The organism is Actinoplanes regularis (genome assembly GCF_900188005.1).
Taxonomy (GTDB): domain Bacteria; phylum Actinomycetota; class Actinomycetes; order Mycobacteriales; family Micromonosporaceae; genus Actinoplanes; species Actinoplanes regularis.
Genome location: NZ_FZNR01000017.1, coordinates 91,378 through 117,270 on the forward strand (window position 1 = coordinate 91,378; position 25,893 = coordinate 117,270).

The window sequence follows — 25,893 nt, forward strand, 5'->3', positions numbered from 1 at the left end:
TACAACCTTCGTCGTTCCTTCTTCATTCGGCCTCGGCCGGCAACGCTTGAGCGTTCGCGCGGGAGGCGCTACCGGCCGCTTGATATCGTTTGCCGGGTTCGGACGGCCTGACGACATGTTGTCGCCGGTGTGATCTGCCCGCCATCTCGGCGACGAGACGACCGCGAGCCGCCATATCGGGGGGAGCAGCGTGGCTCGTCAGGAGAAGGCGGTGGATCCGGCGGCCGGTCCGCTCCAGGCGTTCGCCTTCGAGTTGCGCAAGGTACGTACTGAGGCGGGCGGCCCGACCTACCGGGCGTTGGCCAGGAGCGCCGGCTACAGCGCCGCGACCCTCTCCGAGGCGGCCGGCGGAACCCGCAAACCCACCCTGGACGTGGTGCTCGCCTATGTCGGGGCCTGCCGCGGTGACGTCGACCTGTGGCGCCGGCGCTGGCACGAGCTGGACACCGCCCTGACCTCGGCGCCCCTCACCGAGGCCGGCCCGGTGCCTGTCGCCGAGGCCGATCCGGTTCCTCTTCCCGAGGCCGATCCGGTCGAGCCCGCGCCGTCAGCGCCGCTCGACGCGGTCTCCCGGCGTGGCCGGCCGTCGCCTCGGCGACTCGTGGCCTGGGCCGCCGTGCCGGTGCTGCTGACCGCGACCGCCGGCGGCGTGTACCTCGCGCGGGATCAGCGGGGCTCGGGCTGCCCGGAGCAGCCGGCCCACCCGGCGTTCACCGCGGTCAGCTACGGCGCCGGGGCGCGGGCGCACACCGGCGCGGCCCGGGACGCGCCGATCACCCGGACGATCCCGAGCGGGTGCACGATCGGCTTCGTCGGCTACTGCCTCGGTGAGAAGATCCACGACAACACCGGTGGTACGCCCGACGTCCGCTGGTTCAAACTGCCCGACGGCGACGTCGTCGCGTCCGGAATCGTCCACGGCAACCCGCCACGAGGTCTCGCCGCGAGCCGGTGCGTCGATGACCGGACACCTCCCGGCACGATCGCGCTGACGGCGGCCGTGGATCCGGCGAAGCCGGGCACGGTGCGGCTCAAGGCGACCGGAACCCGCCTGGACATCGTGGGCTTCGCCGCCCTCTACCAGCCGGCCGAGCCGCCCACGGCGCGGCGCTGGCGACAGATCGGCTTCACCGAGGAGACCGCCGGCAAGCCCGGCTTCGGCGTGTCCTGGCGACTCGGAGGGGTCGCCACCGGGCCGGATCCGGTGCTCATCGCCGCGGTCGCCTGCCTCGGCGGCGATGGGCCGACCGGGATCGTGGACGTCCGGTCCGCCGGTGCGGGCCGCCTCGGACCGAAATTCCCGCCGGTCTCGCTCACCGCCTCGCAGCGCGCCGAGGCCGTGAACGCGGCCTGCTCCTACCCGGCCTGACCATTCGGGAATGATTGATTTCCCGCTCACCAGGTCGTGATCAATCATCTTGGCCGGTACGAAGTCTCTTCAGCCGAACGGGAGCGGACGCGTTCCGCTCCTCAACCGGACGACGGCACGAAGGGAACTCCTCATGAAGCTCAAGAGACTGGCGCACGTCGGTCTGGCCCTGGCGGCAAGCGCGATCATGGTTGTCGGGACGGAGAGCTCCGCAGCCGCGAGCGGGTCCAACGTGACCATCAGCAAGAGCTGGGGCAGTACGACGTTCATCCCGGACGGTGACTGGCTCTACGTCCACGACCTCGACGCCGATGGCTACGCCGTGCACGGCAAGATTCAGTCTTACGTCTGCGCCAACGCCGCATGCGACGGGATGCACTGGGTGGATCTGCGCACCGGTTGCAACGACAACACCAGCATCGGCGACGACGGTACCGAGGTCCGCCGCTGCAACTACGACATCAGCGAGAACATCACTGTGCATGCGTGCCAGGTCCGCTCCAAGGATGGTGTCCTGAACGGCGACTGGGTCTGCAGCGCCTCGACCAAGTCCTGATTCCACCAGTCGCCCGGCCGCGCCCTGAGTGGGCGTGGCCGGGCCGGTGGCGTCAGTTGGGGGAGCCGACGCCGGTCAGGATGCGGCTGCGGATGTAGCGGCCGGACTCGGTCAGCACGCCGGTGCCCTTGAACGTGGTGCCGGAGCAGGTGCCCTGCTTGAAGGCCGAGTTGGTCTCCCGGCCGTCGGAGAGGCTCCACATGCCGTAGCCGATCTTCAGGCTCTTCAGCAGGTCGAGCCAGGCGGTGGTGCTGGTGAAGTCGTTGCCGCCGTCACCGGTGAAGGTCTGCGTGCCGAACTCGCTGACGAAGAGCGGCAGGCTCTTCGCCGCCCGGGCGACCGCCGCCCGCCGGTCCGCGCCGTGTGACGCGGCGTAGAAGTGGAACGTGTACATCACGTTCTTGAAGGTGACCGGGTCGTCGATGATCTCCTGCTCGGTCGCGCCGTCGGTCAGGCCGAGCGAGGAGAAGCCGCGGGTGCCGACCAGCACGACGCTGTTCGGCGAGTTCTTCCGGATCACCGGGATGACCTGGTCGGCGTAGGACTTGATGGCGGTCCAGCTGACCCCGTTCGGCTCGTTCGCGATCTCGTAGATGACGTTGTCGTTGCCGGCGTGCTTGGCGGTCACGTTCGCGAAGAACGTCTTGGCCAGCCCCAGGTTGAAGTTCGGGTCACCCGGCGTGAGGATGTGGAAGTCCACGATCACGTAGAGGCCCAGCTTGGTGGCGGTGTCGACCAGGCCGTTGACCTTGTTCGTGAAGCCGGTCGGGTCGGTCTCCAGGCCGCCCTCCTGGACGTACATCGAGAGCCGGATGAAGTCCGCGTTCCAGTCGTTGCGGATCGCGTCGAGCGAGGCGGCGTTCACGCAGTTCGGGAAGAACTGCAGGCCGTGGCTGCTCATGCCGCGCAGCTGGATCGCCGTGCCGTTCTTGTTGCACAGTTTCGTCCCGCAGACGCTGAGCTGCCCGTTGACCGCGACCGGCGTCCCGGCCGGAACCGCTGTCGCGGTCGCCGCCGGCGCGCTGGTGGGTGCCGTGGTCGCCGGCGCGGTGGTCGGAGCCTTCGTCGCCGGGGTGGTCGGCTTGGCGGTCGCGGTCCTGGTGGCGGCCGGCATCGCGGTGGGCTGCTGCTGGGAGGCGCCACCGCTGGAGTTCAGGGTGCAGGTGGCGACCTTGGCGGCGTTCAGGTTGGGGCGCGCCGCGTTACGGCCGATCGCGATCTCGATCCGGTCGATGGTGGCGACCCGCTTGTCCCGCAGCGGGCCGAGGATCGCGTTCTGGATGAAGTTCGGGCCGCCCTGCCCCACGGTGCTGCGCAGCCGGTTGTTCGCCTCGGTGATCTGCGTGTTGAGCAGCTGGAGATTGCGTTCCACGTCGGCCCGCTGCTGGGCGGGCACCACCACGTTGATCTTCACCTGTGGACAGTTGACCGTCGGGGCCGCCTGGCCCGCCGAGGCGACGCCGATCCCGATCCCCACCGCGACCGTGGCGACGCCGGCCACCGCCACGACCTGCCACCGCCGGACCCGGGAGCGGGCCACCTTCAACCGTGATCTGTACATTGGAATCCCGCGCCCTCCGCCGGAAGCTGAGCCTTTCTTGCAGGCAGCAGTACGGGAGCGCTCCCATGCGCGGATCAAGCCCTTCGACGTTTTCTTGAGATGGCGACGTACGTCTGCGACTTTTGTTTTTCAGAGCAAAAGTTAACTCTGTTTGCATTGAAGTTATGGACTTTCGAACAGAAGCCGCCTAGCGTGACCACGCATCGATGACTCTCGACCCCTGGTCGGAGTCGTGCTGCTGCCTCTGGAGCGCGCGATGACAAAACTGATCCGCACCGTCTCACCGATGCTGGGTGCAGCCCTCCTGCTCGCGGGACTGCTGCACGCCCTACCCGCCTCCGCGGCCGTCCCGCCACAGGAGCCAGGTGTCACCCTCAGGACCTACGACCTGCAGACCGCACGCGACACGATCTGCACCCTGAAGGACGGTCAGACCCCCAACGTCGACAAGCTCATGCCGACCGTCAACTGGACCGCCGCCGCCGACTTCGGTTTCGAGGACCGCTTCCAGGCGGAGGTGATCGGCAACGTCAACATCGCCACCGCCGGGGCGTACACCTTCCGGCTCACCAGCGATGACGGCTCCCGGCTGCTGATCGACGGCGCGACCGTGATCAACCACGACGGTCTGCACGGCTCGACCGCGAAGGAGGGCGCCGTCACCCTCACGACCGGCTACCACGCACTGCGCGTCGACTACTTCGAGCGCGACGGCGGCCAGCAGCTCACCCTGGAATGGCGGCCGCCGGGCGCCGGCTCGTTCGCGGTCGTGCCCAACTCCGCGTTGAGTACGGACGCCGGCGTGGTGCGGGTGACCGCGCCCGGACGCAAGGAGTGTCAGGGCGCGGCGGACAGCCCCGGCGACGGCCTCCCGCTCACCGCCGTGCACCCGGGTTACACGCTCACCGAACTGCGGCCGGCCGGCTTCCAGCCGCAGGTGAGCGCCATGGACTGGTATCCGGACGGGCGCCTGGCGATCGCCACCTGGGGCGGCAGCGACCTGGTTACCGGCGAGGTTTACGTCCTCAGTGGAGTAACCGGCGCCACCACTGCGAGCCAGGTCACCTACAAGCGGGTCGCCACCGGGCTCCGGGAACCGATGGGCCTGAAGATCGTCGACGGCAAGATCTACGTGTCCCAGAAGCACGAGCTGACCGAACTGAACGACACCAACGGCGACGGCGTCACCGACGAGTACCGCAGGGTCGCCACCTGGCCGTTCGACGGCAACTTCCACGAGTTCGCGTTCGGCCTGCTCTACCGGGACGGCTACTTCTATCTGAACCTGTCCGTCTCGATCAACCTCGGGGGAGCGACCACCGAGCCGCAGGGCTCACCGAACCGGGGCACCACCCTGAAGATCAACCGGGCGACGGGCGCGGTGGAGTACGTCGCCGGCGGCCTGCGAACCCCGGACGGCCTCGGGTGGGGGCCGGAAGGGGACATCTTCGTCACCGACAACCAGGGCGGCTGGCTGCCCGCGTCGAAGCTCGTGCAGATCAAGCCGGGCCGCTTCTTCGGCCACTACACCAACCCGGACGGACCGTTCGACGGCCAGCCGGTCACCCAGCCCGTGCTGTGGCTTCCGCAGAACGAGATCGCCAACTCGCCGAGCACTCCGCTGCTGCTCGACACCGGGCCGTACGCGGGCCAGATGCTGTTCGGCGACGTCACGTACGGCGGCATTCAGCGCGCCTTCCTGGAGAAGGTCAACGGGCAGTACCAGGGCGCGGTCTTCCGCCTGACCCAGGGCCTGGAGTCGGGCGTGCTGCGGCTGAGCCAGGGCCCGGACGGGGCGCTGTACATGGGCGGGCTCGGCGCGGGCGGCAACTGGGGCCAGGAGGGCAAGCTGACGTACGGGCTGCAGAAGCTGACACCGAACGGCACCAGCGTCTTCGACATCAAGGCGATGCGCGCGATCGGCGACGGCTTCGAGCTGGAGTACACCCAGCCTGTGTCCGCCGACACCGCGGCGCAGTTGGCCGCGCGGTACCGGGCCGAGCAGTGGCGTTACGTCCCGACCCCGGCGTACGGCGGACCGAAGATCGACGAGGAATCGCTGCCGATCGCCTCGGCGACCCTGTCGGCGGACCGGCTCAAGGTGACGCTCAAGCTGACCGGGCTGAAACCGGGCCGGGTCGTACACGTGCGCTCACCGCGGCCCTTCACCTCGACCTCCGGTGCATCGCTGTGGAGCACGGAGGCCTGGTACACGCTGAACAGCCTCGCCGACGGCACGACGCCGCGGACCGACCGGGTCGAGGCGGAGAACGCCGGGCTGAGCGGCAGCGCGGGGGTGGCGTCGGACCACTCGGGCTACACCGGCTCCGGCTTCGTCGCCGGCTACGGCTCCGCGGGGGCCGCGACCACGTTCCCCGTCGACGTGCCGTCGGCCGGCACCTACCCGGTCTCGCTGCGCTTCAGCAACGGCCCCAACCCGTCGGCGGGCGCCAAGACCGTCAGCCTGTACGTCAACGGCGCCAAGCTACGGCAGATCAGCCTGGCCGACACCGGGAACTGGGACACCTGGGCGACCAGGACCGACACCGTGACACTGCGGGCCGGCGGCAACACCATCGCCTACCGGGTGGACTCCGGCGACGTCGGGCACGTCAACCTCGACAGCCTGACCGTCGGTGCCGGCACCGCCACCACGCGGACCGGGACCATCACCGGCATCGGCGGCAAGTGCCTCGACGTGGACAACGCCGGCGCCGCCGACCGAACCAAGATCCAGCTGTACACCTGCAACAACTCGTCCGCGCAGAGCTGGACACGCGACGGCGACACGCTGCGGGCGCTCGGCAAGTGCCTGGACGTCGACAACGCCGGCACCGCCAACGGCACCAAGGTCCAGCTCTACACCTGCAACAACGGTCCCGCCCAGGTGTGGCAGGCCCAGCCCAACGGCTCGCTGCTCAACCCGGCGTCCGGCAAGGTCCTCGACGCCGCGGGCGGGGCGAGCGCGAACGGCACCCAGATCCAGATCTGGGAGTGGGCCGACGTGGCCCAGCAGCGATGGACTCACAACGGCACGAGCCGGGTCACGCTCTTCGACGGCGGCAACCTGCAGGCCTTCCAGAACGCCGACGGCACGCCGGCGACCTGGCCGATCTCGGGCGGCTCCGCCGAGGCGCTCGGCGGCGACCTGCGCACCAAACAGACCTTCGGTGACTTCCGGCTGCACGCCGAGTTCTGGCTGCCGAACCTGCCGGCCGACGTGACCGGCCAGGCCCGCGCCAACAGCGGCATCTACCTCCAGGACCGCTACGAGATCCAGGTCCTCGACACGTACGGCAAGCCGGCCCTGGCCGACAACGAGTGCGCCGCCATCTATCTGAAACGCGCGCCCTCCAGCAACGCCGGCACCGCACCGGAGACGTGGCAGACGTACGACATCACGTTCCGGGCGGCGCGGTACGACGGCGCCACGAAGACCGAGAACGCCCGGGTGACCGTGGTCTGGAACGGCACGACCGTCCACGACAACGTCGCCATCGACGGGCCGACGGGCAACGGCGCGCCCGAGAGCCCGGCCTTCCTGCCGATCCGCCTGCAGGACCACGGCGATCCCGGCGCGAACGTCCGCTATCGCAACCTCTGGATAGAGCCCGCTTAGCGACGGCTGAGGGACGCGCCGCCGACGATTCGCGCGGCATTCACCTCGCGGTGGACCGGCACGGCATTTGTGATCATCAACATCCCCGTAGGGTCGGCGCAACTCTGCGAAAGGCTGACTCATGTCGATGTCACGTGTGCGTGCCGGTCTGGCCGGGCTCGTGGGTGCGGTCCTGGTCGTCACGCTCGCCGCCGCCGTCCCCGCCGCCGGGGCGTCCCCGCCGGTGGTGCTGGTCGAGGATCCGGCGAGCTACGTGGACCCGTTCATCGGGACCACCCGCGGCGGCAACACCTGGCCGGGCGCGAGCCGGCCGTTCGGAATGATCGCCTGGAGCCCGACCAGCACCAGCGGGGATCAGACCGGCACCGGCGGCGGCAACGGCTACGAGTACAACGTCACCAAGGTGCGCGGCTTCAGCCTGACCCACCTCAACGGGGCCGGCTGCAGCCCGGGCGCCGCGGGCGACGTGCCGATCATGCCGTTCGTGGGTGAGGTGAACAGCTCACCCACGGCGGACACCAGAGACCAGCGGTACGTGTCGACGTTCTCGCACGCCGACGAGGCGGCCAGTCCGGGCCGGTACACGGTCGGTCTCGACAACGGGGTACGCACCGATCTCGCGGTCAGCACCCGCGCCGGGATCGCCGACTTCACGTTTCCCACCGGCTCCGCGGCCAATCTGCTGTTCCGTACCTCCAACTCGCTCAACGGCAGCGAGGACGCCCGGATCACCATCGACCCCGCCACCCGTACGGTGACCGGATCCGTCCTGACCGGTGGCTTCTGCGGCCGGCGGGGCAACGGCGGCGGGGCCACCAACCCGAACCGGCGGTCGTACTACCGCCTGTACTTCAGCGCGGTCTTCGACCGGGACTTCGCCGGCACCGGCACCTGGCAGAACGCGACCGTCACCCCGGGCGGCACCACCGCGACCGGGGGAGAGGGCTACCTCACCGGCGCCGACCGGGCCGGGAAGGGCTCGGGCGGCTGGGTCGGCTTCGACACCTCCGCCGGCGGCGACGTGCGGATGCGGGTCGGCATCTCGTACGTGAGCGAGGCCGGCGCGGCCGCGAACCGGGACGCCGAGGTGCCCGGCACCGCCACCGTCGACTCCGTCGCCGCGGCCACCCGCGACGCCTGGAACACCGAGCTCGGGCGCGTCCAGGTCGCCGGCGGCACGGATGCCCGCACCCAGGCCTTCTACACCGCGATCTACCACTCGCTGATGCAGCCGCAGACCATCAGCGACCTCGACGGCCGCTACCTCGGCGCGGACCTGCAGATCCACGCCGTCCGAGCCGGCCAGGGCAACGCGTACGGAACGTTCTCCGGCTGGGACCAGTACCGCGCGCAGATCCAGCTGCTGGCGTTGCTGCGGCCCGACGTCGCGGGCGACATGGCCCAGTCGATGCTGGACTTCTCCGCGCAGAACAAGAACGTCTGGGACCGCTGGCTGCACCTGGGCGCGAGCACCCACGTCATGACCGGGGATCCGGCCGCCCCGACCCTGGCCACCTACTACGCCATGGGGGTGCGCAACTTCGACGCCGACGCCGCGCTCACCTCACTGGTCCGGCAGGCCACGGTGCAGAACCCCGACGCGCTCTCCGACCTCGGCTGCCCCGGGCAGTGCCTCGGCCAGCGGCCGACCCTCAACACCTACCTGGCCTTGAAGTACGCCGCGAACGACATCTGCCACTGCTGGGGCGGGGCCGCCGAGACCCTGGAGAACTCGCTCGCCGACTTCTCACTGGCGATGTGGGCCCGGCGGGCCGGGCGCAACGACCTGTACCGCCAACTGCTGCCGCGCGGCGACTACTGGAAGAACACGTTCAACCCCGCGGTCGGCTACCAGGCGGCCCGCCGTGCGGACGGCAGCTGGCAGAGCGGCTTCACCCCGTCGACCGACGTCGGGTTCGCACAGGGGTCCAGTGCCACGTACACCTGGATGGTGCCGCAGGACGTCTCCGGGCTGGCGGCGCTGATGGGTGGCCGGGAGGCGGCGGCGACCCGGCTCGACGGGTTCTTCCACGACGAGGCCGGCAACTGGGCCGTGCTCGGCGGCAACGCCCTGCGCTACGACCCGACCAACGAGCCGGGCATCCACGCGCCCTGGCTCTACAACGGGCTCGGTCAGCCCTGGAAGACCCAGGAGACGGTACGGCAGATCGTCGACACCGCGTACGGAACGGGCCCGGCCGGCCTGCCCGGCAACGACGACCTCGGCACGATGAGCGCCTGGTACGTGTTCGCCGCCATCGGCCTCTTCCCGCAGGTTCCGGGGCGCGCCGAACTGCTGCTCGGCAGCCCGGTCTTCACCCGGATCGAACTCCTGCGCAGCAACGGCGTGCGGCTCACCGTCACCGCCGACACCACGGACAAGTACGTCCAGAGCGCCGAACTCAACGGGAAGAACCTGAGCCGCTCCTGGCTGCCGGAGTCGTTCGTCCAGCGCGGCGGCACAGTCGCCTTCACCCTGGGCACAGCCCCGAACCGGACCTGGGCGACCGCGGCCGCCGACCTCCCCCGAGACCACTGAGGCCCGCCCACCGTCTCCCGAGCGCCCGGCCGGTCACCGATCTCGGTGGCCGGCCGGTGCCCGACGTCGATCTGACGGGATCTTCAGCGATCTGGCGCGACTGGACCGTATGCTTCCCTGACTTCCCGCTCGAACTCTTTCCGCTGTTCCTGGGTGAGGTTGGCTTCCCAATCCTTGTAGCGCCGCAACTGTTCCAGGAACACACCGGAGTAGACGGAGGATCGTGTCAGATCACGCAGCGTGATCCGGCCTTCCAGGAGGTCACGTGCGATCTCTTGGAACTCGGCGCCGCCGTCACCACGCCGGAGTCGTTCAAGACTGTCCTTGACCGCCCTGGCCACCTTCGGTGAACTGACCGTCGTCTCGATCTGGTGCTCCAGGTTCTCGTTCATCGGATCAGATCTCCGGGGAGACATAGGGGACATTGGGGAGCGGCAGGCTGGTCAGGTCGCCACCCTGGTAAGCCAGCGACATGGCTTCACCGATGATGCCGAGGATGGCGGTACCCGCGGTGTTGATGATCAGGGACGCATTGTTGATCAGCTTGAGCATGTCCAGGATGATCAGGCCGACAGCGCCCAGGCCCGCACCGCCGGCCACAGCACCGACGCCTGTTCCCATGAGGGCGCCACTCGCACCCACAACCAGGCCGGCGAGGATCGCGTTGTCCGCCAGCGCTTGAGCGATGTTGCCCAGTTGGTTGGAAACCTGCCATGCACCGGTCGCGGCCTTGTGGTAGGCGCTCTCCGTCGGGAAGATCGCTACCTGCTGCCCACTCGTCCTGGTGGCCAGATTCGAGAAGTAGGCGTAGGCCGAATCGCTGGCGTTTCCGTCCCACGTGCCGTCAACCTGGCTGAACCCCGCTTGGAGGTCCACGCCGATCTGCTGCATGCACTCGGCGAGATTCCCCATGGCGTCACCGAATCTCCAGACGCCTTCCCAGTCGCCACTCAGCCACTCGGTGCACCATCCGAGGAAATCAACGCCCGTGAGCGCTTCAATGGCGCTGTTGAGCCAGGCCGTCGGGCTCACTGCGTTGAAGAGGTCCAAAGGGTTCAGGAAGCCGTTGGTGATCGACTCTTCCGGCTTGCCGGGCTCAACCAGGTACCCGGTAGGGTCACGCCATCCCAGAACGGCCAGCGGGTGAAGGTCATCGTCATCCACCGTTGTTCCCCCGTTCATCGGCGCTAGTCGCGTGAAGGGACTGCCCTCGGAGTGGGCGGGAGTGCGGCGTCGATGGCCGCAGCCGCTTTCATGTCGGTGCGCTCGTAATTGCCCGCTGACTTCGTCAAGGCCCCGCCGGACGCCGCCAGGAGTGCTGAAAGGTGGTCGAGAGTCGCGTTCAGGTCCCTGACATAGTCGTCATGAAAGCCCATGGCTTTGGCGATCAATCCCTGTGAGTGGATGTCCAGAGTGCCGTGCTTGTTGACGTATTCCTTCGCTCGTTGAGCGGCCTGCTGAAGCCCAGCGAGGTGAGTGGCGTAGATTCTCAGCGCCGCAGGATCGACTCTGAACATCATTCAGCCGTTCAATTCGATCAGCGAGAACGCCATGGCGAGAAGAAGTGCAAAACCAGTGATGGCGTAGACGGCGCATCGCTTCCACAGATCCTTCAGCTTCACCGGATCAGAGGTTTGATGAAGTTTGACGGCGAACAGTACGGCTGGAACGAACGCGGTGGCCGGCAGCACGAACAATGGCCAGGTGAAGGGACTGACGTCGCGTCCCCGTGCCAGCGTCATCACCCCGCCCAGAAGAAACAGGATGTATATGAAGGTCAGAAGTAGCGCCACCTTGCCGACCAGCCGTTGCAGCGTCAGCTTCGCTTCTTCCGCAGCTTCCATCTCTCCTCCGACCAGCCACCAACTGCCCCGACAACATAAACAAATTTCCATCTTCAGTGGCCCGTTGTCGCGCCATGGATGAGTACAGTCGACAGCCGCTTCGGGTTCACCCCCTGAGCGCCGCACGTCACGAACTCGACAGACCGGCCCTCGAACGGTGGCACGCGGCTGATTTCGTCCGATTTGGTGGACTGAATAAGGTACATATGCTCTCGAGGTATTTGCACGGTTTATGAGCTGTGCCGATTTTCGGGGGAACGATGGACGCAACGTCAGTGGCGGTGACACCTCGGCGGTCGCTCATCGGCCGGGGGTGGGTTCAGGCCGCCGCGCTCATCTCGATCTGCGGGTTCTTCGTCCTGATCCTGATGGGCTTCCAGGCGTACAAGCAGGGACCGCCGGTACCGCGCCAGGTCGTCACCGAGACCGGCCGGATCGTCTTCACCGAGGACGACGTGCGGTCCGGCCAGGAGGTCTTCCTGCGCAACGGGCTCATGGAGTACGGCTCGATCTTCGGCCACGGCGCCTATCTCGGCCCGGACTTCACCGCCGACTTCCTGCGCCGCTCAGCCGTCGCGGTGCTCGACAGCTACGGTGGACCCGCCTCCGACAGCGCGGTCCAGCGGACCCGTGCGGACTTCAAATCGAACCGCTATGACCCGGGCACCGGCACCCTGACCATCTCCGCGGCGCGCGCGGCCGCGTTCGAGACGCTGATCGAGCACTACGCGCGGACCCTGGGCAACCCGGCCGGCAAGACCGGACTGCGTCCGAACGCGATCACCGACCCCGCGCAGGTACGGCAGCTGACCGCCTACTTCGCCTGGAGCGCCTGGTCGGCGTCCACCCTGCGGCCCGGGACCAACCACAGCTACACCAACAACTGGCCGCCGGAGCCCCTGGTGGGTAACCGGCCCACCGCCGACACGGTCGTCTGGAGCGTGCTCAGCCTCATCGCGCTGCTCGGCGGTACCGGGGCGCTGTTCGCCGCGTTCGGCCGGTGGAACTGGCTCGGCTGGCACGGCCGCGACCAGCAGGAGCTGCGCTTCCGTGAGCCGTTGAAGGTCCGGCTGACCGGCGCGCAGCGGGCCACCGCCTGGTTCTTCTTCACCATGGCCGCGCTGTTCCTGGTGCAGACCCTGGTCGGCGCGGCCTCGGAGCACTACCGCGCCGACCTGTCCAGTTTCTTCGGCATCCCGCTGGAGCGCTGGTTGCCGTACAACCTGGTTCGGACCTGGCATGTGCAGTTGGCCCTGCTGTGGGTGTCGACCTCGTTCCTCGCCGCCGGGATCTTCCTGGTCCCGATGATCACCCGCCGGCCGGATCCGAAGGGCCAGGCGGTCCTGGCCTACCTTCTGCTGGGTGCGCTGGCGGTGGTCGTGGTGGGTTCGCTGGCGGGCGAGGCGATCGGCATCCACGGCGGACTGACCGGTGCCTGGCACTGGCTCGGCATGCAGGGCTTCGAGTATCTGGACCTGGGCAAACTGTGGCAGGTGCTGCTCACCGCCGGCATGGTCTTCTGGGTGGCGATCCTCTGGCGTGGACTGCGCGGTCGCCTGGCCACCGAGAGCCGGGCGAACATGCCCTGGATGTTCTTCTTCGCGGCGCTGGCGCTGCCGCTGGTGTACGCCACCGGCCTGATGGCGAACCAGCGAGCCGACTTCGTCGTCACCGACTACTGGCGGTTCATGGTCGTCCACCTCTGGGTGGAGGACTTCCTGGAGCTGTTCACCACCGTCATGGTCGCCTACGTCTTCGTGCTGCTGGGCGTCGTCCGCGAGCGGATCGCCCTGACCGTGATCTTCCTGGACATCGTGCTGTACAGCGCGGGCGGCGTCATCGGTACCGCGCACCACTGGTACTTCAGCGGCGCGCCGGCCCAGACGCTGGCCCTCGGGGCGTTCTTCTCCGCCTTCGAGGTGATCCCGCTGACCTTCCTGACCGTCGAGGCGTGGAGCTTCATCCGCCTCGGCGCCCGGCAGGAGGCCCGCAGCGCGACGGCGTTCCCGCACCGCTGGGCGGTCCTGTTCCTGGTCGCCGTCGGCTTCTGGAACTTCCTCGGCGCCGGTGTGTTCGGCTTCCTGATCAATCTGCCGATCGTCTCCTACTACGAGATCGGTACGGCGTTGACGGCCAACCACGGCCACGCCGCCATGATGGGCGTCTACGGCATGCTCGCCCTCGGCTTCGCCGTGTTCGCCCTGCGCTACCTCGTGCCCGCGCATCGGTGGAACGACAACCTGGTCCGGATCAGTTTCTGGAGCCTGAACGCCGGCCTGGCCTGGATGGCGTTCGTGACGCTGCTGCCGCTGGGCATCATGCAGCTCTACCACTCCGTCGACGCCGGATACTTCGAGGCCCGCTCGATGGCGTTCCTCACCAACGACACCAACGCGCTGTTCGAGTGGCTGCGCCTGCCCGGGGACGTGGTGTTCATCGTCGGCGGCGTGCTGCCCCTGCTCTGGCTGACCTTCCAGGGGCTGCGCGGTGGCCGTGCGGCGGCCGGCCGTGCCGCCGTGCCGTCCAGCCGCGGCGGTGAGATCGCGGAGCTGATGCTTTTCACCGAGGTGGAGTCGCCGGAGCCGGGTGAGGCCACCGCCGCCGGTGAGCTGTCCGGGCGGTGATCGGCATGCCGTTCGAGGTCGTCTTCACCGCGGGGTACGGCCTGCTGCTGATCGCCGGGGCGATCGGCCTGCACCGGCTGGGTCGTCGCGATCCCAGCGCCTGGTCCAGCCGGATGCTGGCCGGCTATCGGGCACAGCACCCGGAGCCGACGCCGGCCGGCCCGCCGGACGCCTTCCCGCACCACGACTTGGGCCGCCTGCACAGCGCCGTCGGCGCCGTCGCCTGTCTCGCCGCGCTCCTGCTCACCGTGGCCCAGTTGGTGCGGCACCACCGGCCGGGCGAGGCGGTGCTGCTCGCCGGCTGTGCGGTGGCGGCCGCCGTCGTGCTGCGCCCGTTGCTGCGCGCGGCACGATCCCGGCCCGCCGCCGGCCGGGTCCGGGCCTCCCGAGCCGTACCGCCGGAGCGCTGACCGTGCTGACCGCTACCGGTGGTCGCCGGACCGGTCGGCGGTTTGCGGTGGCGCCGGGAGCCGGGCCGCGACCGCGGCGCGGCGTCCCACGCCGAGCTTGGCGTACACCCGGCCGACGTGCACACCGACGGTGCCCACGCTGAGGAACAGCCGCTCGGCGATCTGCCGGTTGGTCAGTCCTTCGGCGACCAGTCCGGCGACCTCCGACTCGCGCGGCGTCAGTGCGCTTCGATCGCCGGGCCGAGGACGGCGGGCGTTCATCCGTCGCTCGTCGCGGACGGCGGCGTCGTACAGCAGCGGCGCCTGCGCCGTGGTGAATCGGGCCCGTGCGTCGGCGAATCCCGCCCGGGCCTGCGCCGGCCGGCGCAGCGCCGCCGAGGCGTTCGCGGCGAGGTGATGGGCCCGTCCGGCGGCGAGGAGGTCGCCCGCCTGGTCCAGCAGGGTGCTGGCGGCCCGGGCGGCTTCGAGGGCGCCGGCCGGGTCGTCGCCGAGCAGGGCGTACCCGCGTGCCATGGCGGCGTGCGCCTGGCTCCGGCGCAGACTGCTGCCGGCGGCCAGCCGGCTCGCGTGCTCGGCGGCGTCCCGGGCGGCACCGGTGTCTCCCGTCGCCGCGCAGGCCGCCGCTCGCACCTCCCACCAGCGGATCCGCGCCCCCGGATCGATGGTCGGCTTGTGCGGCCGGTCGCCGGCGGAGTCGAGGAGCCGGAGCGCCGCCGCCGGGTCGTCGTCGAACAGGTGCGCGAGGGCGTAGATCGCCATGGAGCTCCAGGACAGCGGGTGTCGCTGCGCGCGGGCGTCGGCGAGGGCCCGCTCGCCCAGATGCAGGGCGGCCGGCAGGTCGCCGCGCCACAGCGCGAGCCAGCTCTGATGTTTGAGCGCGGTACCGCACTGCGCCGCACTGCCGGTGAGCAGCGCGGCGTCGTACTCGTCGTCGAAGCACTCGGCCGCCCGGTCGCGGTCGCCGGTCAACGCGTACGCGGTGCCCAACTGTCCGTACAGGTCGGTGAGCACGTGGGCCGGACGGTGCCGGTGGGCCACCGCGAGGACCCGGTTCAGGTGCCGGACGGCGTCCGGGATCCGCTCGTGGGCGATCTCGGCGGCACCCACCAGGCCGACCAGTTGCAGCACCTCGACCAGGTCGTCGTCGGGCAGGCCGTCCAGGGTCCGGGCCGCCTCGTCGAGCCGCGCCGCGGCGACGGCGAACGCGCCGGTGAGGTGGCCGGACATCGCGGCGAGCGCCAGGGCCCCGGCCAGCTGGGCCGGCCGGGCACCATGCCGGGCGTCCCGCAGCACCTGCTCGGTCCACCGGTCGGCCGCGACCGGGTCGGAACGCATCACGGCGCACGTGGCCAGGCCGGCCCGCAGCGTCGCCCCGGCGGTGCCGTGCGCCTCGGGGCAGGCGGCGAGCTCCGCGGTCAGCAGCGCCTCCGCCTCCATCGCGTTGCCGACCAGCCGTTCCACGGTGGCGGCGAGCACGGCCACCCGGGCACGCTTGTCAGCGGGGTGCCGCGGCAGCAGCGACAGCAGCGTGTGGACGCTGTCCCGGCCTCCGGACAGGTCCCCGGCCAGGAACAGCGCCTCGGCGTGCCGGACCAGCAGCTCCCACCGATCGCTGTCGGCGGCGCCGGCGGGCAGCAGCCGCAGCGCGGTGGTCAGCCACCGGGCGGCCGTCGCCGGTGCCGCCGGGAGGACCGTCGAGGCGGCGTCGCTCAGCGTGCCGACCGCCGCGGTGTCTCCCACGCCGGCGCAGCGTTCGAGATGATATGCCCGATCCGTGCTCGCCGCGCCGCGCTCGGCGAGAGCGGTCGCGGCACGGGCGTGCGCGGCTGTCCGCCAGCCGGCCGGAGCCGACTCGTAGGTGACGGTGTGCACCACCGGATGCCGGAACGGGAACGGCGCGGTCCCGGGGCCGGGCCGCAGCAGGTCGCGGGCGGCGAGCCGGTCGAGCGCGGCGACCACCTCGGGCACGGGGTGCGCGGCGACGGTGGCCAGCAGATCCATGTCGGCGGCCGGGCCGGTCACCGCGACGGCCGCCGCGACCAGCCGTTCGGCCGGTGTCAGGGTGGCCAGCTCGGCGGCGAGCGCCGACCACACCGGGTCCGGCACACCGGCCTGCTCGGAGAGGCGGTGACCGCCGGCCGGCTCGGGCGGCGTCACCTCGGCGGCGGCCGACAGCGCCTTGAGGTAGAGCGGATTGCCGGCGCTGGCCGCGTGCAGCTGCCGGCGCCGCCGCCGGGACAGCCGGCCGGGCAGCAGCGCCGCGGTCTCGTCCTCGGTCAACGGCGGCAGGTCCACGCGGACGCTGGTGCCGGTCACGGCCGCCTCGGCGAACGCGCCGCGCAGCCCGCTCGCCAACTGCCGGGGCCGGTACGCCGCCACCAGCAGGACCCGTCCGCGCGGCGGATGCCGGAGCAGGTGCCCGAGCAGCTCGGTCGAGCTCTCGTCGGCCCAGTGCATGTCGTCCAGGGCGATCACCAGCGGCCCGTCCCCGGTGTCGGCGGCCAGTACGGCGAGCAGGTTCCGGACGGCCCGGTGCACCCGGTAGCGCTGCGCCGCCGGGATCGGCTCCGGCTCCGCCGCCGGCCCGGGCAGCTGCGGCCAGACGGCGCGCAGCACCGGCAGGTCGGCCTGGGCCGCGGCCAGTCGTGCGGCCCGCGGCTGGTGCACCGCGTCACCGAGCGCGTTGACCAGCAGCCCGTACGGAACATGCAGGTCCGACTCGACGGCCTGGCCGGCGCAGACCTGAGCGCCGGCGCCCCGGGCATGTGCCAGCAACCGGGCCAGCACGCTCGACTTGCCGATGCCCGGGTCGCCGGTGATCTCGACGACGGTCCACGAGCCGGCTGACGCCCGGTCGTAGGCGGCTTGCAGGCACTGCAACTCGGCAGCGCGCCCCACGAACGCCACATCGGAGCCGGGGCCGCCGGGCTTGCGTCCGGTATTGCCCCGGGATGATGGCAGGTATGGCATTCACCAGATGCTAGGCGGTCGGCACATCGACAGACTCCGTTGGCGGCAGGTGTTGTGGCGTGTGGCACGCCCAATGATCACCTCGAGGGGGAATCAAGGATGAACCGTCATCGATCGACCATCCGTACGCTGACCGTGGGTACGGCGGTCAGCCTGTTGGCCGCGGCCGGCGTGCTCATCCCCGGCACCGGCGCGCAGGCCGCCGTCACCTGCGCCGGCCTCACGGCGACCATCGTCGGTACCGCCGGCAACGACACCATCCAGGGGACCGCCGCCCGGGACGTCATCAACGCCCTCGGCGGCAACGACACCGTGAACGGGCTCGGCGGTGACGATGTCATCTGCGGCGGGACCGGCGACGACACGCTCATCGGCGGGACCGGCAACGACACGCTGAACGGCGAGGACGGCAACGACACCGCGCGGGCACTGAGCAGCGCGGACGGTGCGGACAGGTTCTCCGGCGGGCCGGGAGGCGATCTCGGCACCTACGCGGACCGCACCACGGCGATCGACATCAGCCTCAACGGGACCGCTGATGACGGCGCCTCCGGTGAGGGGGACAACTTCCTCACCGATGTGGAGGACGCGCAGGGCGGCTCGGGTGACGACCTGGTCGCCGGCAACATCTCCGACAATCTCCTCGTCGGCGGTGTCGGCAACGACCGGATCCTCGGCGGTGGAGGCGAGGACGAGCTGCTCGGCGCGTCCGGGGCCGACGAGCTCTTCGGCGGCCTCGGGGCCGACGAGCTCTTCGGTGGCAGCGGCAACGACACCCTGTCGGCGGACGACGGCGTGTCCGCCAACGACGACTCGGACGGCGGAGTCGGCACCGACAAGTGCACCTCCGACACCGGTGACACGGAAGTCGCCTGCGAGTCCTGAGATCCGGGCAGGCGTGCCGGTCGGCACGCCTGCCCGTCGTTCCGAGAATTGATTTGCGCGCCGGAACCGGTTCCGTACTGTGGTGACGATCAATGTCACACGCAGACGGGGGTGGCTTCCGCGTGCCGATCGTCGAGGCGCGAGCACTGACCAAAGTGTTCCGCCGCCCGGACAAGGGACCCGGCCTGGCCGGGTCGGTCAAGCATCTGTTCGCCCGCCGCTTCCAGGACAAGGTCGCGGTCGACCACATCGACCTGTCCATCGAGGCGGGCGAGGCGGTGGCGTACGTCGGGCCGAACGGCGCCGGCAAGTCGACCACGGTCAAGCTGCTCAGCGGCATCCTGGTGCCGACCGAGGGTGAGGTCCGCATCGACGGGCTGCACCCGCAGCGCGACCGGATGACGGTGGCGCACCGCATCGGCGTGCTCTTCGGCCAGCGTACGCAGCTCTGGTGGGACCTACCGGTGCGCGAGTCGCTGGCGGTGCTGCGCGACCTCTACGGCGTCGATCACGCCACCTACCGCAAGCGGCTGGCCCGCTTCGACGAGGTGCTGGAGCTCGGCGAGATCCTGCCGGTCATCGGGCGGAAGCTGTCGCTGGGTCAGCGGATGCGCGCGGACCTGGCGGCGGCGCTGATCCACGGTCCGCGGGTGGTCTACCTCGACGAGCCGACGATCGGGCTCGACCTGGCCGTCAAGGACCGGGTCCGCGAGTTCTTCCGGAGCATCCGGGACGAGGGCACGACCGTCATGCTGACCAGCCACGACCTCGCCGACATCGAGGGATTCTGCCGCCGGCTGGTGATCATCGACGAGGGCCGGATCATCTTCGACGGCGACCTGGAGGCGGTGAAGGACCGGTTCGCCCGCGAGCGGATCCTGCACGTCGAGACGGCCCGGCCGGTGCCGCTGGAGACCCTGCGCGCGTCGCTGCCCGGCGCGCAGGTCACGGTCGAGGAGAGCGAGGTCCGGTACGCGGTGCGCTTCGACCGGTTCATCATGACGGCCGGGCAGGCGGTGACCGCACTGGCCGGACTGACCGACCTGGTGGACTTCCGGGTGGACGAGCCGAGCATCGAGGACGTGATCCGCCGGGTCTACTCGGGCGAACTGGTGCTCGACGAGACCGGTCCGCGCCGATGAGGGCCTACCGTGCTCTGGCCCGGGCGACCGCGCGGTCCGCGCTCACCTACCGGCTCAACCTGCTGCTCGGGCTCGGCACCGTGTTCGTCCAGTTGGTCGCTCTGCTGGCGGTGTGGCGCGTGATCCTCGCCCAGTCGTCGGTGAACGGCTTCACCTGGCCGCAGATGCGGGTCTACCTGCTGGTGGCGTTCGCCGCCGGGACGGTGGTCTCGGCCTTCGGCGACTTCCGGATGGCCTTCCGGATCCTGGACGGGGACGTCGCGCTGGACCTCGTCAAGCCGGTCGACTATCAGAAGGCCAGGTTCGCCGAGACGATCGGTGGGCTCTGGATCGAGGTGCTCCTCATCGGGGTGGTCGTGGGTGTCACGCTGGCCGTCACCGGCGGCGTGCGGACCCCGGCCGGGCCGGCGCTCGCCCTCTTCGTGGTGAGCATGCTGCTGCTCGTACCGCTGAAGTTCTTGATCGTCTATGGCAGCACGTTGCTCTGTTTCTGGACGCAGAACTTCATCGGAGTGCAGTGGGCGCGGCTGGCCGTGATGAACCTGCTCTCCGGCGCGCTCATCCCGCTGGCCTACCTGCCGGGCTGGCTGGCCACGGTCGCCCAGTGGTCACCGTTCGCCGGGCTGACCTCCACTCCCGCGCTGATCTTCCTGGGCCGGGTCGACGTACGGCACGGGCTGACCCTGGTCGCGGTGCAGCTCGGCTGGGTGCTGCTGCTCTGGTTCGGCGCCCGCCTGATGTGGCGCGCGGGGCTGCGCCGGCTCACGGTGAACGGAGGCTGACATGCGGACGGCACGGCTCTACCTGCGGCTGTTGGGTGCCCACTTCCGCGCGCTGCTGGAATACGAGGCCGACTTCCTGATCCTGGCGCTGGCCACCGTGCTGATGCAGGTGGTCAACCTCGTGTTCCTCGCGGCGCTGTTCGCGCGGGTTCCGGTGCTCAACGGCTGGACGTTCTGGTCCATGGTGCTGATGTTCGGCACTGTGACCCTGGCCGAGGGTGTCGGATCCCTGTTCTTCGAGGGCATGTGGAACCTGGCCTGGCAGATCAACCGGGGGGAGCTGGACTACTTCCTGGTCCGGCCGTACCCGGTGGCGTTGCAGTCGAGCAGCGCCGCCGTCGGGATCAACGGGCTGAGCAACATCGTCGTGGGCGGTCTCATGATCGGCACGGGACTGGCGCACGTGGACGTCGTCTGGACACCGTGGCGGGTGGCGCTCGGTGTCCTGCTGCTGATCAGCTCGGTGGTCATCAAGCTGTCGATCAGCCTGGCCACCAACGCGGCGTCGTTCTGGCTGTCCAGCCCCACCCCGCTGTTCGCCTTCGCCATGCACCAGGTGGGTGACCTGGCCCGCTTCCCGCTGTCGATCTATCCGATGGCGCTCAAGGCGGTGCTCGGCGTGGCGTTGCCGTTCGCGTTCATCAGCTTCTTCCCGGTCGCGTACCTGCTGGACACCGGGCAGTCGCGGTGGGTCGGGCTGTTGACGCCACTGGTGGCCGCGTACTGCGCCGGCACGGCGGCGTTCATCTTCAAACGCGGACTGCGCCGGTACGAGAGCGCGGGCAACTAGGGTGTGCCGTCACACCACGGATTCGGCCGGTAGCTGGTCGAGGATGAACGGCACGATGTGCTCGAGCGGCGCGGTCGACTGGTACGTGCGGCAGAGGATCATCGCACCCTCCAGGCTGGCCATCATCAGCTTCGCGAGGGTCTCGGCTCGTTCCTGATCGGCGCCGGACTCGGTCAGGCCGTCGGTCAGGGCGAGCGTCCACACGTCGTACGCGTTGCGGCACGCGGTGGTGAGGCTCGCCGACATCGGCACCGAATCGAGGGTGAGGGCGGTGATCGGCAGGCCCTCGATGAAATCGGAGGCACGCAACTCGGCGGCGAAGTGATCGGCCATGCTCTGCACCCAGGCACGGGCGTTGTCGTGGCTGGCCCGGAGTTCGCGGACGAGCCGGTCGAACTCGGTGGTCCATTCGGCGACCGCGGCCACCGCCAGCTGCTCCTTGCCGCCGGGGAACAGGAAGTAAACCGACCCGCGCGGCGCGCCGCTGTGCGCGATGATCTGGGCGAGCCCGGTGGCGTGGTAACCGTGCCTGCGCAGCAGGGTGCGCGCGCTGCTGATGATGCGGGCCCGGGTGTCGGATTTCGGCCGTGGCACGGTGCTCCTCTCGCTGCCTTTCTCGGTCAGGGCGTCCGGTCGCGTGGCGCGATCAACTGGGCTGCAGGCCGAGGAGGAAGTAACCGGCGAACGTGAGCAGAAGATACAGCGCGGGTTCGGCGGCCGGCCACCGGGAACTTTCCGTCCTGTTGAAACGCCAGGCCGCGAACATGGGCAGGACCAGGGGTACGACGACCGCCGGCAGCACGATCCGGCCCGGCGGCCCGGCCCAGGCGAGCAGCAGCGCCGCCGAGAGCACCGGAGCGGTCAGCGCGACGGCCATGGTCGCGGTCAACCCGAAGACGCTCACGTACGTGCGTTCACCGGGGCGTGGCGCTCGAGTGATCTTCCTGGCCAGTTCGAGGTGGACGCCGGCGAGCACGACGACGCCGATCGCGACGGCGGCACTGGGATGCGGGCCGAGCCAGGTGGCGTGCAGATAGCCGGCGTACAGGTAGACGTGCAGGAACAGCTGCGCCGGGAAGCTCACCAGCAGGCCGAGGAGCAGCTTGTCGCCGCTGGGCCAGCCCGCCCGGTGATGCAGGGTCAGTACCAGCGCGCCGTAGCCGAGCTGGACGGCGAGGACCGTCATGGCCACCGGGTCGGCGGCGTTCAGCAGGAGCAGTCCGGCCGTGCCGGCCGCGTACAGCACGAGCAGGTCGCGGACGCGCACGGCACCGGCGGCCAGCGGCCGTCCGGGGTTGAACCGGCGGTCGTATTCGAGGTCGCGGATGTCGTCCAGCGCCCGCATCAGCAGCAGGTCGACGGCGAGGGTGGCCGCGGCCACGGCGGTCCCGGGGCCGGGCGTCCAGTGCGGTGCCCGCGGATCGACGGCGGCGAACAGCCCGGTGACGCCGTAGGCCCAGGCCACCGCGAACAGCACCGAGGGCAGGACCGGGTAGCTACCGGCGATGAAACGAGCCCACCGCCCGATCACCGGCGCCACCGCACCGGCAGGGTCCACAGGCCGCGGATGAACATCTTGTCGCGCCAGTCGAGCTCGGAATCGTCGGCCGCGAGCTCCATCCGGTCGAGGTGCGGCAGGATCGCCGCCAGCCCTTCCTGCAGTTCGACGCGGGCGTGCGCGGCGCCGAGGCACATGTGCCGGCCGTGACCGAAACCCAGATGCGGATTCGGCGTACGCTCCGGGCGCAGTTCATCGGGGTCGGCGAAGGCCGCCGGGTCCCGGTTGGCCGCGTCGGTGAGCGGCACGACGACCTCGCCCGCGCCGATCACGGTGCCGGCCAGATCGACCTCCTCGAGGGTCACGTGCGGCTGCCCGCCGGTGCCGGCGAACCAGACCCAGCGCAGCATCTCCTCGGCGAAGGCGGGGATCGTCGCCGGGTCGCGGCGCAGCGGCCCGGCCAGCTCCGGCCGGCGCAGCAGTTGCAGTACACACATCGCCAGGTGCGAGGCGGTGGTCTCGCCGCCGGCCATCAGCAGGCCGAAGCCGAAGACGGCGATCTCCTCGGGGCTGAGCCGGGTCTCTTCGGGCGCCGTCAGCAGGGCGGTGAGCAGGTCGTCGCCGGGGTCCGTCGCGCGGCCGCGTTCGGCCAGCGCGGCGCGGAAGTAGTCGTACATGGCCTCGCGGGCGGCGGTCACCTCGTCGGCGCCGAACCTGCCCGCCGACATCATCACCGGTACGTACGGCAGCAGCCGTTCGAGATCGTCGCGGGGGATACCGAGCAGTTCGCTGATCACCCGGTACGGCAGCGGCGCGGTGAACTCGGCGATCAGGTCCACCGTGGACGCCCGGTCGACGAGGCCCGCCATCAGCTCCCGCGCGACGGCCGCGATGCGCGGCCGGGACTGCTCCGCCCTGCGATGGGTGAACCACTGCTGGACCGCGCGCCGCCGGCGGGTGTGGGTCGGTGGGTCGCTGGTGGCCAGCGCCAGCGTGCTGGAGTCACGGGCGAACAGGGTGCCGTTCTGCCAGGCCTCCCGGCTGAACCGCGGATCGGCCAGCACGGTCCGGACGTCGTCGGACCCGGTCACCAGCAGCGCTTGCCGCCCGCCGGGCAGCTGCACGGGGAGTAGCGGCCCGGCGCGCAGCAGGTCGAGGTAGGCGGGGGTCAGCTCGATCCCGGGCCGGTCAGCGAACGGAAAGCGCGGAATCGGGTCGCTCATCGGGCCGATCCCGCCGCGACCGGCTCTTCGCGCGCGACCGTCTCCCTGAAGGGCTGCGGCGTCCCGGTGGCCCAGACGGGCAGCGTGGTGATCTGGACGACCGCGGCGGCGAGGGAGACACCGACCCCGTTACTGATCATCAGGACGTGGTCGCCGGGCCCCACGTGCCGCGACTCCACGAGGTGGGTCAGGGCGACCAGGTGGTCACTGACCGACAGGTGGCCCAGCCGCCGCCCGAGCTCCAGCATGCCGCGGGCCGGGTCGATGCCGATCGGGGCGAGCATGCCGCGGATGTAGCCGTCGCCGCCGGAGAACACGTGGGTGCTGCGGACGATGTCGGCGGGGGTGATGCCGGCGTCGGCGATGGTGCGCAGGGCCAGTTCCGTACGGGCGTCGCTGAGTGATTTCTTGGCCGCGGCCGCGGCCTGCGGAAAACGCCGGGTGAAGCTGTTCAGCCGGTCGGCCACGTCCACCGGCCGGTCGAAGGTGAGCGCCGGTGGGAACAGCGGGCCATCCGGGCGGTTCATCTGCTCCAGTTCCGGCAGTGACGCCGAGTTCATCGCCTTGACCTGGGCGAATCCGTCGCTGGTCGACAACACGACGGCGGTCGCCGCGTCGCCGATGATCGAGCCTCGGCCGGTGTTCGTCCCGGACGCGTAACGCCACCGGTCGAACCGGGCGACGCCGAAGTTGTCCGCCCCGGTCACGAGGGCGGCGGCCCGGCCCGGCCCGCCGGTCAGGTAGCCGTGCGCGAGCTCCATGCCCGCCAGCACACCGTTGCAGCCCTGCCGGATCTCCACGGCGGGGATCGTGCCGCCGACAGCGTGCCGCAGCACGTAGTGGTGCGGCGACCAGCCGTCCGGCCCCTGATCACCGACCGAGGCGTGCAGCAGCAGCGCGATGTCGTCACGGGTGTGCCCGGAGCGGTCCAGGGCCTGCTCCGCCGCGATGACCGCCATCTCCGGCGCCGAGATGTCGCCGGCCACCGCCGCACCGCTCCATCCGCTGGCCCGCCAGTCCTGTTCGTCGTACCGCCCCTCGGCGACCGCTCGTCGCGCCGGGAACGGTTCGGGCACATAGCTGCCCACTCCGGCGAGGTACAGGTTCGTCATGCGCACTTGCTACTCCACGGATGCTTCGAGTTCGGCTTCGGACAGCAGCCGCACCATGCCGGTGCCGCCGTCGATCTCCACGGGCGCGCCGTCCGGGATCGCGGTGCTGGCACCGGCGACCGCGACCACGGTCGGGATGCCCAGATCTCGCGAACCTCCGCGAGGCTGAGCACCGGTGCCAGCGCGCGGCCGACGGCCACCGGCAGCGGGACCGGGCCGTCGCCGGGCCGGTCCGGGTCCAGGCCGACCATCGTCGTCTTGGGCACGGCCTCGACGTCGATCGCGCCGGTGGCGCCGTCCACGAAGAAGTGGTCGACGTCGGCCTTCTCCTGCACGATGCCCTCGCCGATGCCGTATCCAGCGGCGATCACCCGCCGGTCGGCGCCGGTGCGCGGGTCGCGGGTGAAGGCGACGAACGACCGTACCCCCGGAATCATGCGCTGCACGCCGACCGCGATCTTGACGGCGGCCGGGTCCAGGCCGCGCCGCACCCGGTAGAGGACCGCCTCCGGGTTGTACGCCGAAGCCCAGCAGTCCACGATCCGGGCCGGCACGGCGTCCCGGGCCACGTACAGGTAGCTGTCGGAGAGTCCGGCGAACGGGTCGTCGGCACCGTCCTCCCCGGATCCGTCGGCCTGGGCCACCGCGCAGGCGCGAACCGCGACCAGCCCGTCCGCGCCGGCCAGCGCGTCGAACGCGGACAGCACCTCCCGGACCAGCTCGGCGGGCAGCTCGACGCCGAGGATCCGGGCCCGGTTGGCGGCGGCCCAGGTGAGCAGCTCCGTGGGGTCCGCTCCGGGGCCGGGAAAGGCGGTGGCCGGCGGCGTCAGCTCCGCGAACGCGGTGCCGGTCAGGCAGAAGAAGCCGGGCACCGGCAGCCCGTGGTGGCGCATCCGGGTCTGGCGAGCGAACTTGTGGCCCACCAGGCCCGGATCGGCCAGCTCGGGCCGGTCGTCGACGAGTCGCATG

General features: G+C 70.5%; 21 protein-coding genes. 10 read left to right on the forward strand and 11 right to left on the reverse strand.

Going from position 1 to position 25,893, the window contains the following annotated elements; translation table 11 throughout:
* Positions 1-190: 190 nt before the first annotated feature.
* Both CHC09_RS32960 and CHC09_RS32965 read left to right on the forward strand, forming a co-directional pair.
* Positions 191-1,369 (forward strand): helix-turn-helix domain-containing protein, encoded by a 1,179-nt coding sequence (locus tag CHC09_RS32960; RefSeq protein WP_143232735.1) that lies wholly within the window; start codon positions 191-193, stop codon positions 1,367-1,369.
* 133 nt (positions 1,370-1,502) lie between these two features.
* The gene (locus tag CHC09_RS32965) at positions 1,503-1,925 is read left to right on the forward strand and encodes a hypothetical protein (protein WP_089297168.1); all 423 of its coding nucleotides are present in this window, start codon (positions 1,503-1,505) and stop codon (positions 1,923-1,925) included.
* Between the two features lie 52 nt (positions 1,926-1,977).
* Here CHC09_RS32965 and CHC09_RS32970 read toward each other — a convergent pair whose 3' ends face one another.
* A complete protein-coding gene (locus CHC09_RS32970) occupies positions 1,978-3,486 on the reverse strand; it encodes a glycoside hydrolase family 5 protein (protein WP_203833309.1) in 1,509 nt (502 codons plus the stop codon).
* 256 nt (positions 3,487-3,742) lie between these two features.
* Between CHC09_RS32970 and CHC09_RS32975 the strand changes: the two genes are divergently transcribed.
* A complete protein-coding gene (locus tag CHC09_RS32975) occupies positions 3,743-7,105 on the forward strand; it encodes a 3-keto-alpha-glucoside-1,2-lyase-like domain-containing protein (protein ID WP_089297238.1) in 3,363 nt (1,120 codons plus the stop codon).
* Between the two features lie 121 nt (positions 7,106-7,226).
* Entirely contained in the window at positions 7,227-9,644 is a 2,418-nt protein-coding gene (locus tag CHC09_RS32980; RefSeq protein ID WP_089297169.1) for a GH92 family glycosyl hydrolase, read from the forward strand.
* A gap of 83 nt (positions 9,645-9,727) precedes the next feature.
* Here the strand turns inward: CHC09_RS32980 and CHC09_RS32985 are convergent, their stop codons facing one another.
* From CHC09_RS32985 to CHC09_RS33000, 4 genes are read right to left on the reverse strand one after another with little or no spacing between them, the layout of a single operon-like run.
* Complete coding sequence (locus CHC09_RS32985; RefSeq protein ID WP_089297170.1) at positions 9,728-10,036, reverse strand: hypothetical protein; 309 nt, start codon at positions 10,034-10,036, stop codon at positions 9,728-9,730.
* Between the two features lie 4 nt (positions 10,037-10,040).
* Positions 10,041-10,808 (reverse strand): hypothetical protein, encoded by a 768-nt coding sequence (locus CHC09_RS32990; RefSeq protein ID WP_089297171.1) that lies wholly within the window; start codon positions 10,806-10,808, stop codon positions 10,041-10,043.
* A 23-nt stretch (positions 10,809-10,831) separates the two neighbouring features.
* A complete protein-coding gene (locus tag CHC09_RS32995; protein ID WP_089297172.1) occupies positions 10,832-11,164 on the reverse strand; it encodes a type VII secretion target in 333 nt (110 codons plus the stop codon).
* Positions 11,165-11,488: a hypothetical protein gene (locus CHC09_RS33000; RefSeq protein ID WP_089297173.1), complete on the reverse strand. Its 324-nt coding sequence runs from the start codon at positions 11,486-11,488 to the stop codon at positions 11,165-11,167.
* Between the two features lie 281 nt (positions 11,489-11,769).
* Here CHC09_RS33000 and CHC09_RS33005 point away from each other — a divergent pair, with 281 nt between their 5' ends.
* On the forward strand, positions 11,770-14,112 hold the full coding sequence (locus tag CHC09_RS33005; RefSeq protein ID WP_203833310.1) for a nitric-oxide reductase large subunit: 2,343 nt from the start codon (positions 11,770-11,772) through the stop codon (positions 14,110-14,112).
* 5 nt (positions 14,113-14,117) lie between these two features.
* A complete protein-coding gene (locus tag CHC09_RS33010; RefSeq protein ID WP_143232736.1) occupies positions 14,118-14,522 on the forward strand; it encodes a hypothetical protein in 405 nt (134 codons plus the stop codon).
* A gap of 12 nt (positions 14,523-14,534) precedes the next feature.
* Here CHC09_RS33010 and CHC09_RS33015 read toward each other — a convergent pair whose 3' ends face one another.
* Positions 14,535-17,492 carry an ATP-binding protein gene (locus tag CHC09_RS33015; protein ID WP_089297176.1) on the reverse strand — a complete coding sequence of 986 codons (2,958 nt, stop codon included), beginning with the start codon at positions 17,490-17,492 and terminating at the stop codon, positions 14,535-14,537.
* A 99-nt stretch (positions 17,493-17,591) separates the two neighbouring features.
* Between CHC09_RS33015 and CHC09_RS33020 the strand changes: the two genes are divergently transcribed.
* The 4 genes from CHC09_RS33020 (at position 17,592) to CHC09_RS33035 (ending at position 21,091) form a co-directional block, all read left to right on the forward strand.
* A complete protein-coding gene (locus CHC09_RS33020; RefSeq protein ID WP_089297177.1) occupies positions 17,592-18,377 on the forward strand; it encodes a calcium-binding protein in 786 nt (261 codons plus the stop codon).
* A gap of 92 nt (positions 18,378-18,469) precedes the next feature.
* Positions 18,470-19,519, forward strand: a complete 1,050-nt coding sequence (locus CHC09_RS33025; protein WP_239138682.1) for an ABC transporter ATP-binding protein — start codon at positions 18,470-18,472, stop codon at positions 19,517-19,519.
* Positions 19,516-20,301 (forward strand): ABC transporter permease, encoded by a 786-nt coding sequence (locus CHC09_RS33030; protein WP_089297179.1) that lies wholly within the window; start codon positions 19,516-19,518, stop codon positions 20,299-20,301. The genes CHC09_RS33025 and CHC09_RS33030 overlap by 4 nt, the downstream gene beginning before the upstream one ends.
* 1 nt (position 20,302) lies before the next feature.
* Positions 20,303-21,091: an ABC transporter permease gene (locus tag CHC09_RS33035; protein WP_089297180.1), complete on the forward strand. Its 789-nt coding sequence runs from the start codon at positions 20,303-20,305 to the stop codon at positions 21,089-21,091.
* A 9-nt stretch (positions 21,092-21,100) separates the two neighbouring features.
* Here the strand turns inward: CHC09_RS33035 and CHC09_RS33040 are convergent, their stop codons facing one another.
* Genes CHC09_RS33040 through CHC09_RS33060 form a run of 5 tightly spaced genes read right to left on the reverse strand, consistent with a single transcriptional unit; the run spans position 21,101 to position 25,892 of the window.
* The gene (locus CHC09_RS33040; protein WP_179277380.1) at positions 21,101-21,685 is read right to left on the reverse strand and encodes a TetR/AcrR family transcriptional regulator; all 585 of its coding nucleotides are present in this window, start codon (positions 21,683-21,685) and stop codon (positions 21,101-21,103) included.
* Between the two features lie 52 nt (positions 21,686-21,737).
* On the reverse strand, positions 21,738-22,622 hold the full coding sequence (locus CHC09_RS33045; protein WP_143232737.1) for a UbiA prenyltransferase family protein: 885 nt from the start codon (positions 22,620-22,622) through the stop codon (positions 21,738-21,740).
* Positions 22,619-23,812, reverse strand: coding sequence for a cytochrome P450 (locus tag CHC09_RS33050; protein WP_089297183.1), 1,194 nt, complete (start codon positions 23,810-23,812; stop codon positions 22,619-22,621). The genes CHC09_RS33045 and CHC09_RS33050 overlap by 4 nt, the downstream gene beginning before the upstream one ends.
* Complete coding sequence (locus CHC09_RS33055; RefSeq protein ID WP_089297184.1) at positions 23,809-24,924, reverse strand: ketoacyl-ACP synthase III family protein; 1,116 nt, start codon at positions 24,922-24,924, stop codon at positions 23,809-23,811. The genes CHC09_RS33050 and CHC09_RS33055 overlap by 4 nt, the downstream gene beginning before the upstream one ends.
* On the reverse strand, positions 24,921-25,892 hold the full coding sequence (locus CHC09_RS33060) for a PEP/pyruvate-binding domain-containing protein (protein WP_089297185.1): 972 nt from the start codon (positions 25,890-25,892) through the stop codon (positions 24,921-24,923). The genes CHC09_RS33055 and CHC09_RS33060 overlap by 4 nt, the downstream gene beginning before the upstream one ends.
* Position 25,893: the final 1 nt, after the last annotated feature.

Bases quoted from the DNA above. Each gene is read 5' to 3' on its own strand.
- CHC09_RS32965 (WP_089297168.1), top strand. From the start codon at position 1,503: ATGAAGCTCAAGAGACTGGCGCACGTCGGTCTGGCCCTGGCGGCAAGC.
- CHC09_RS32970 (WP_203833309.1), bottom strand. From the start codon at position 3,486: ATGTACAGATCACGGTTGAAGGTGGCCCGCTCCCGGGTCCGGCGGTGG.
- CHC09_RS32975 (WP_089297238.1), top strand. From the start codon at position 3,743: ATGACAAAACTGATCCGCACCGTCTCACCGATGCTGGGTGCAGCCCTC.
- CHC09_RS32980 (WP_089297169.1), top strand. From the start codon at position 7,227: ATGTCGATGTCACGTGTGCGTGCCGGTCTGGCCGGGCTCGTGGGTGCG.
- CHC09_RS32985 (WP_089297170.1), bottom strand. From the start codon at position 10,036: ATGAACGAGAACCTGGAGCACCAGATCGAGACGACGGTCAGTTCACCG.
- CHC09_RS32995 (WP_089297172.1), bottom strand. From the start codon at position 11,164: ATGATGTTCAGAGTCGATCCTGCGGCGCTGAGAATCTACGCCACTCAC.
- CHC09_RS33000 (WP_089297173.1), bottom strand. From the start codon at position 11,488: ATGGAAGCTGCGGAAGAAGCGAAGCTGACGCTGCAACGGCTGGTCGGC.
- CHC09_RS33010 (WP_143232736.1), top strand. From the start codon at position 14,118: ATGCCGTTCGAGGTCGTCTTCACCGCGGGGTACGGCCTGCTGCTGATC.
- CHC09_RS33015 (WP_089297176.1), bottom strand. From the start codon at position 17,492: ATGCCATACCTGCCATCATCCCGGGGCAATACCGGACGCAAGCCCGGC.
- CHC09_RS33020 (WP_089297177.1), top strand. From the start codon at position 17,592: ATGAACCGTCATCGATCGACCATCCGTACGCTGACCGTGGGTACGGCG.
- CHC09_RS33025 (WP_239138682.1), top strand. From the start codon at position 18,470: ATGTCACACGCAGACGGGGGTGGCTTCCGCGTGCCGATCGTCGAGGCG.
- CHC09_RS33030 (WP_089297179.1), top strand. From the start codon at position 19,516: ATGAGGGCCTACCGTGCTCTGGCCCGGGCGACCGCGCGGTCCGCGCTC.
- CHC09_RS33035 (WP_089297180.1), top strand. From the start codon at position 20,303: ATGCGGACGGCACGGCTCTACCTGCGGCTGTTGGGTGCCCACTTCCGC.
- CHC09_RS33050 (WP_089297183.1), bottom strand. From the start codon at position 23,812: ATGAGCGACCCGATTCCGCGCTTTCCGTTCGCTGACCGGCCCGGGATC.
- CHC09_RS33055 (WP_089297184.1), bottom strand. From the start codon at position 24,924: ATGACGAACCTGTACCTCGCCGGAGTGGGCAGCTATGTGCCCGAACCG.
- CHC09_RS33060 (WP_089297185.1), bottom strand. From the start codon at position 25,892: ATGCGACTCGTCGACGACCGGCCCGAGCTGGCCGATCCGGGCCTGGTG.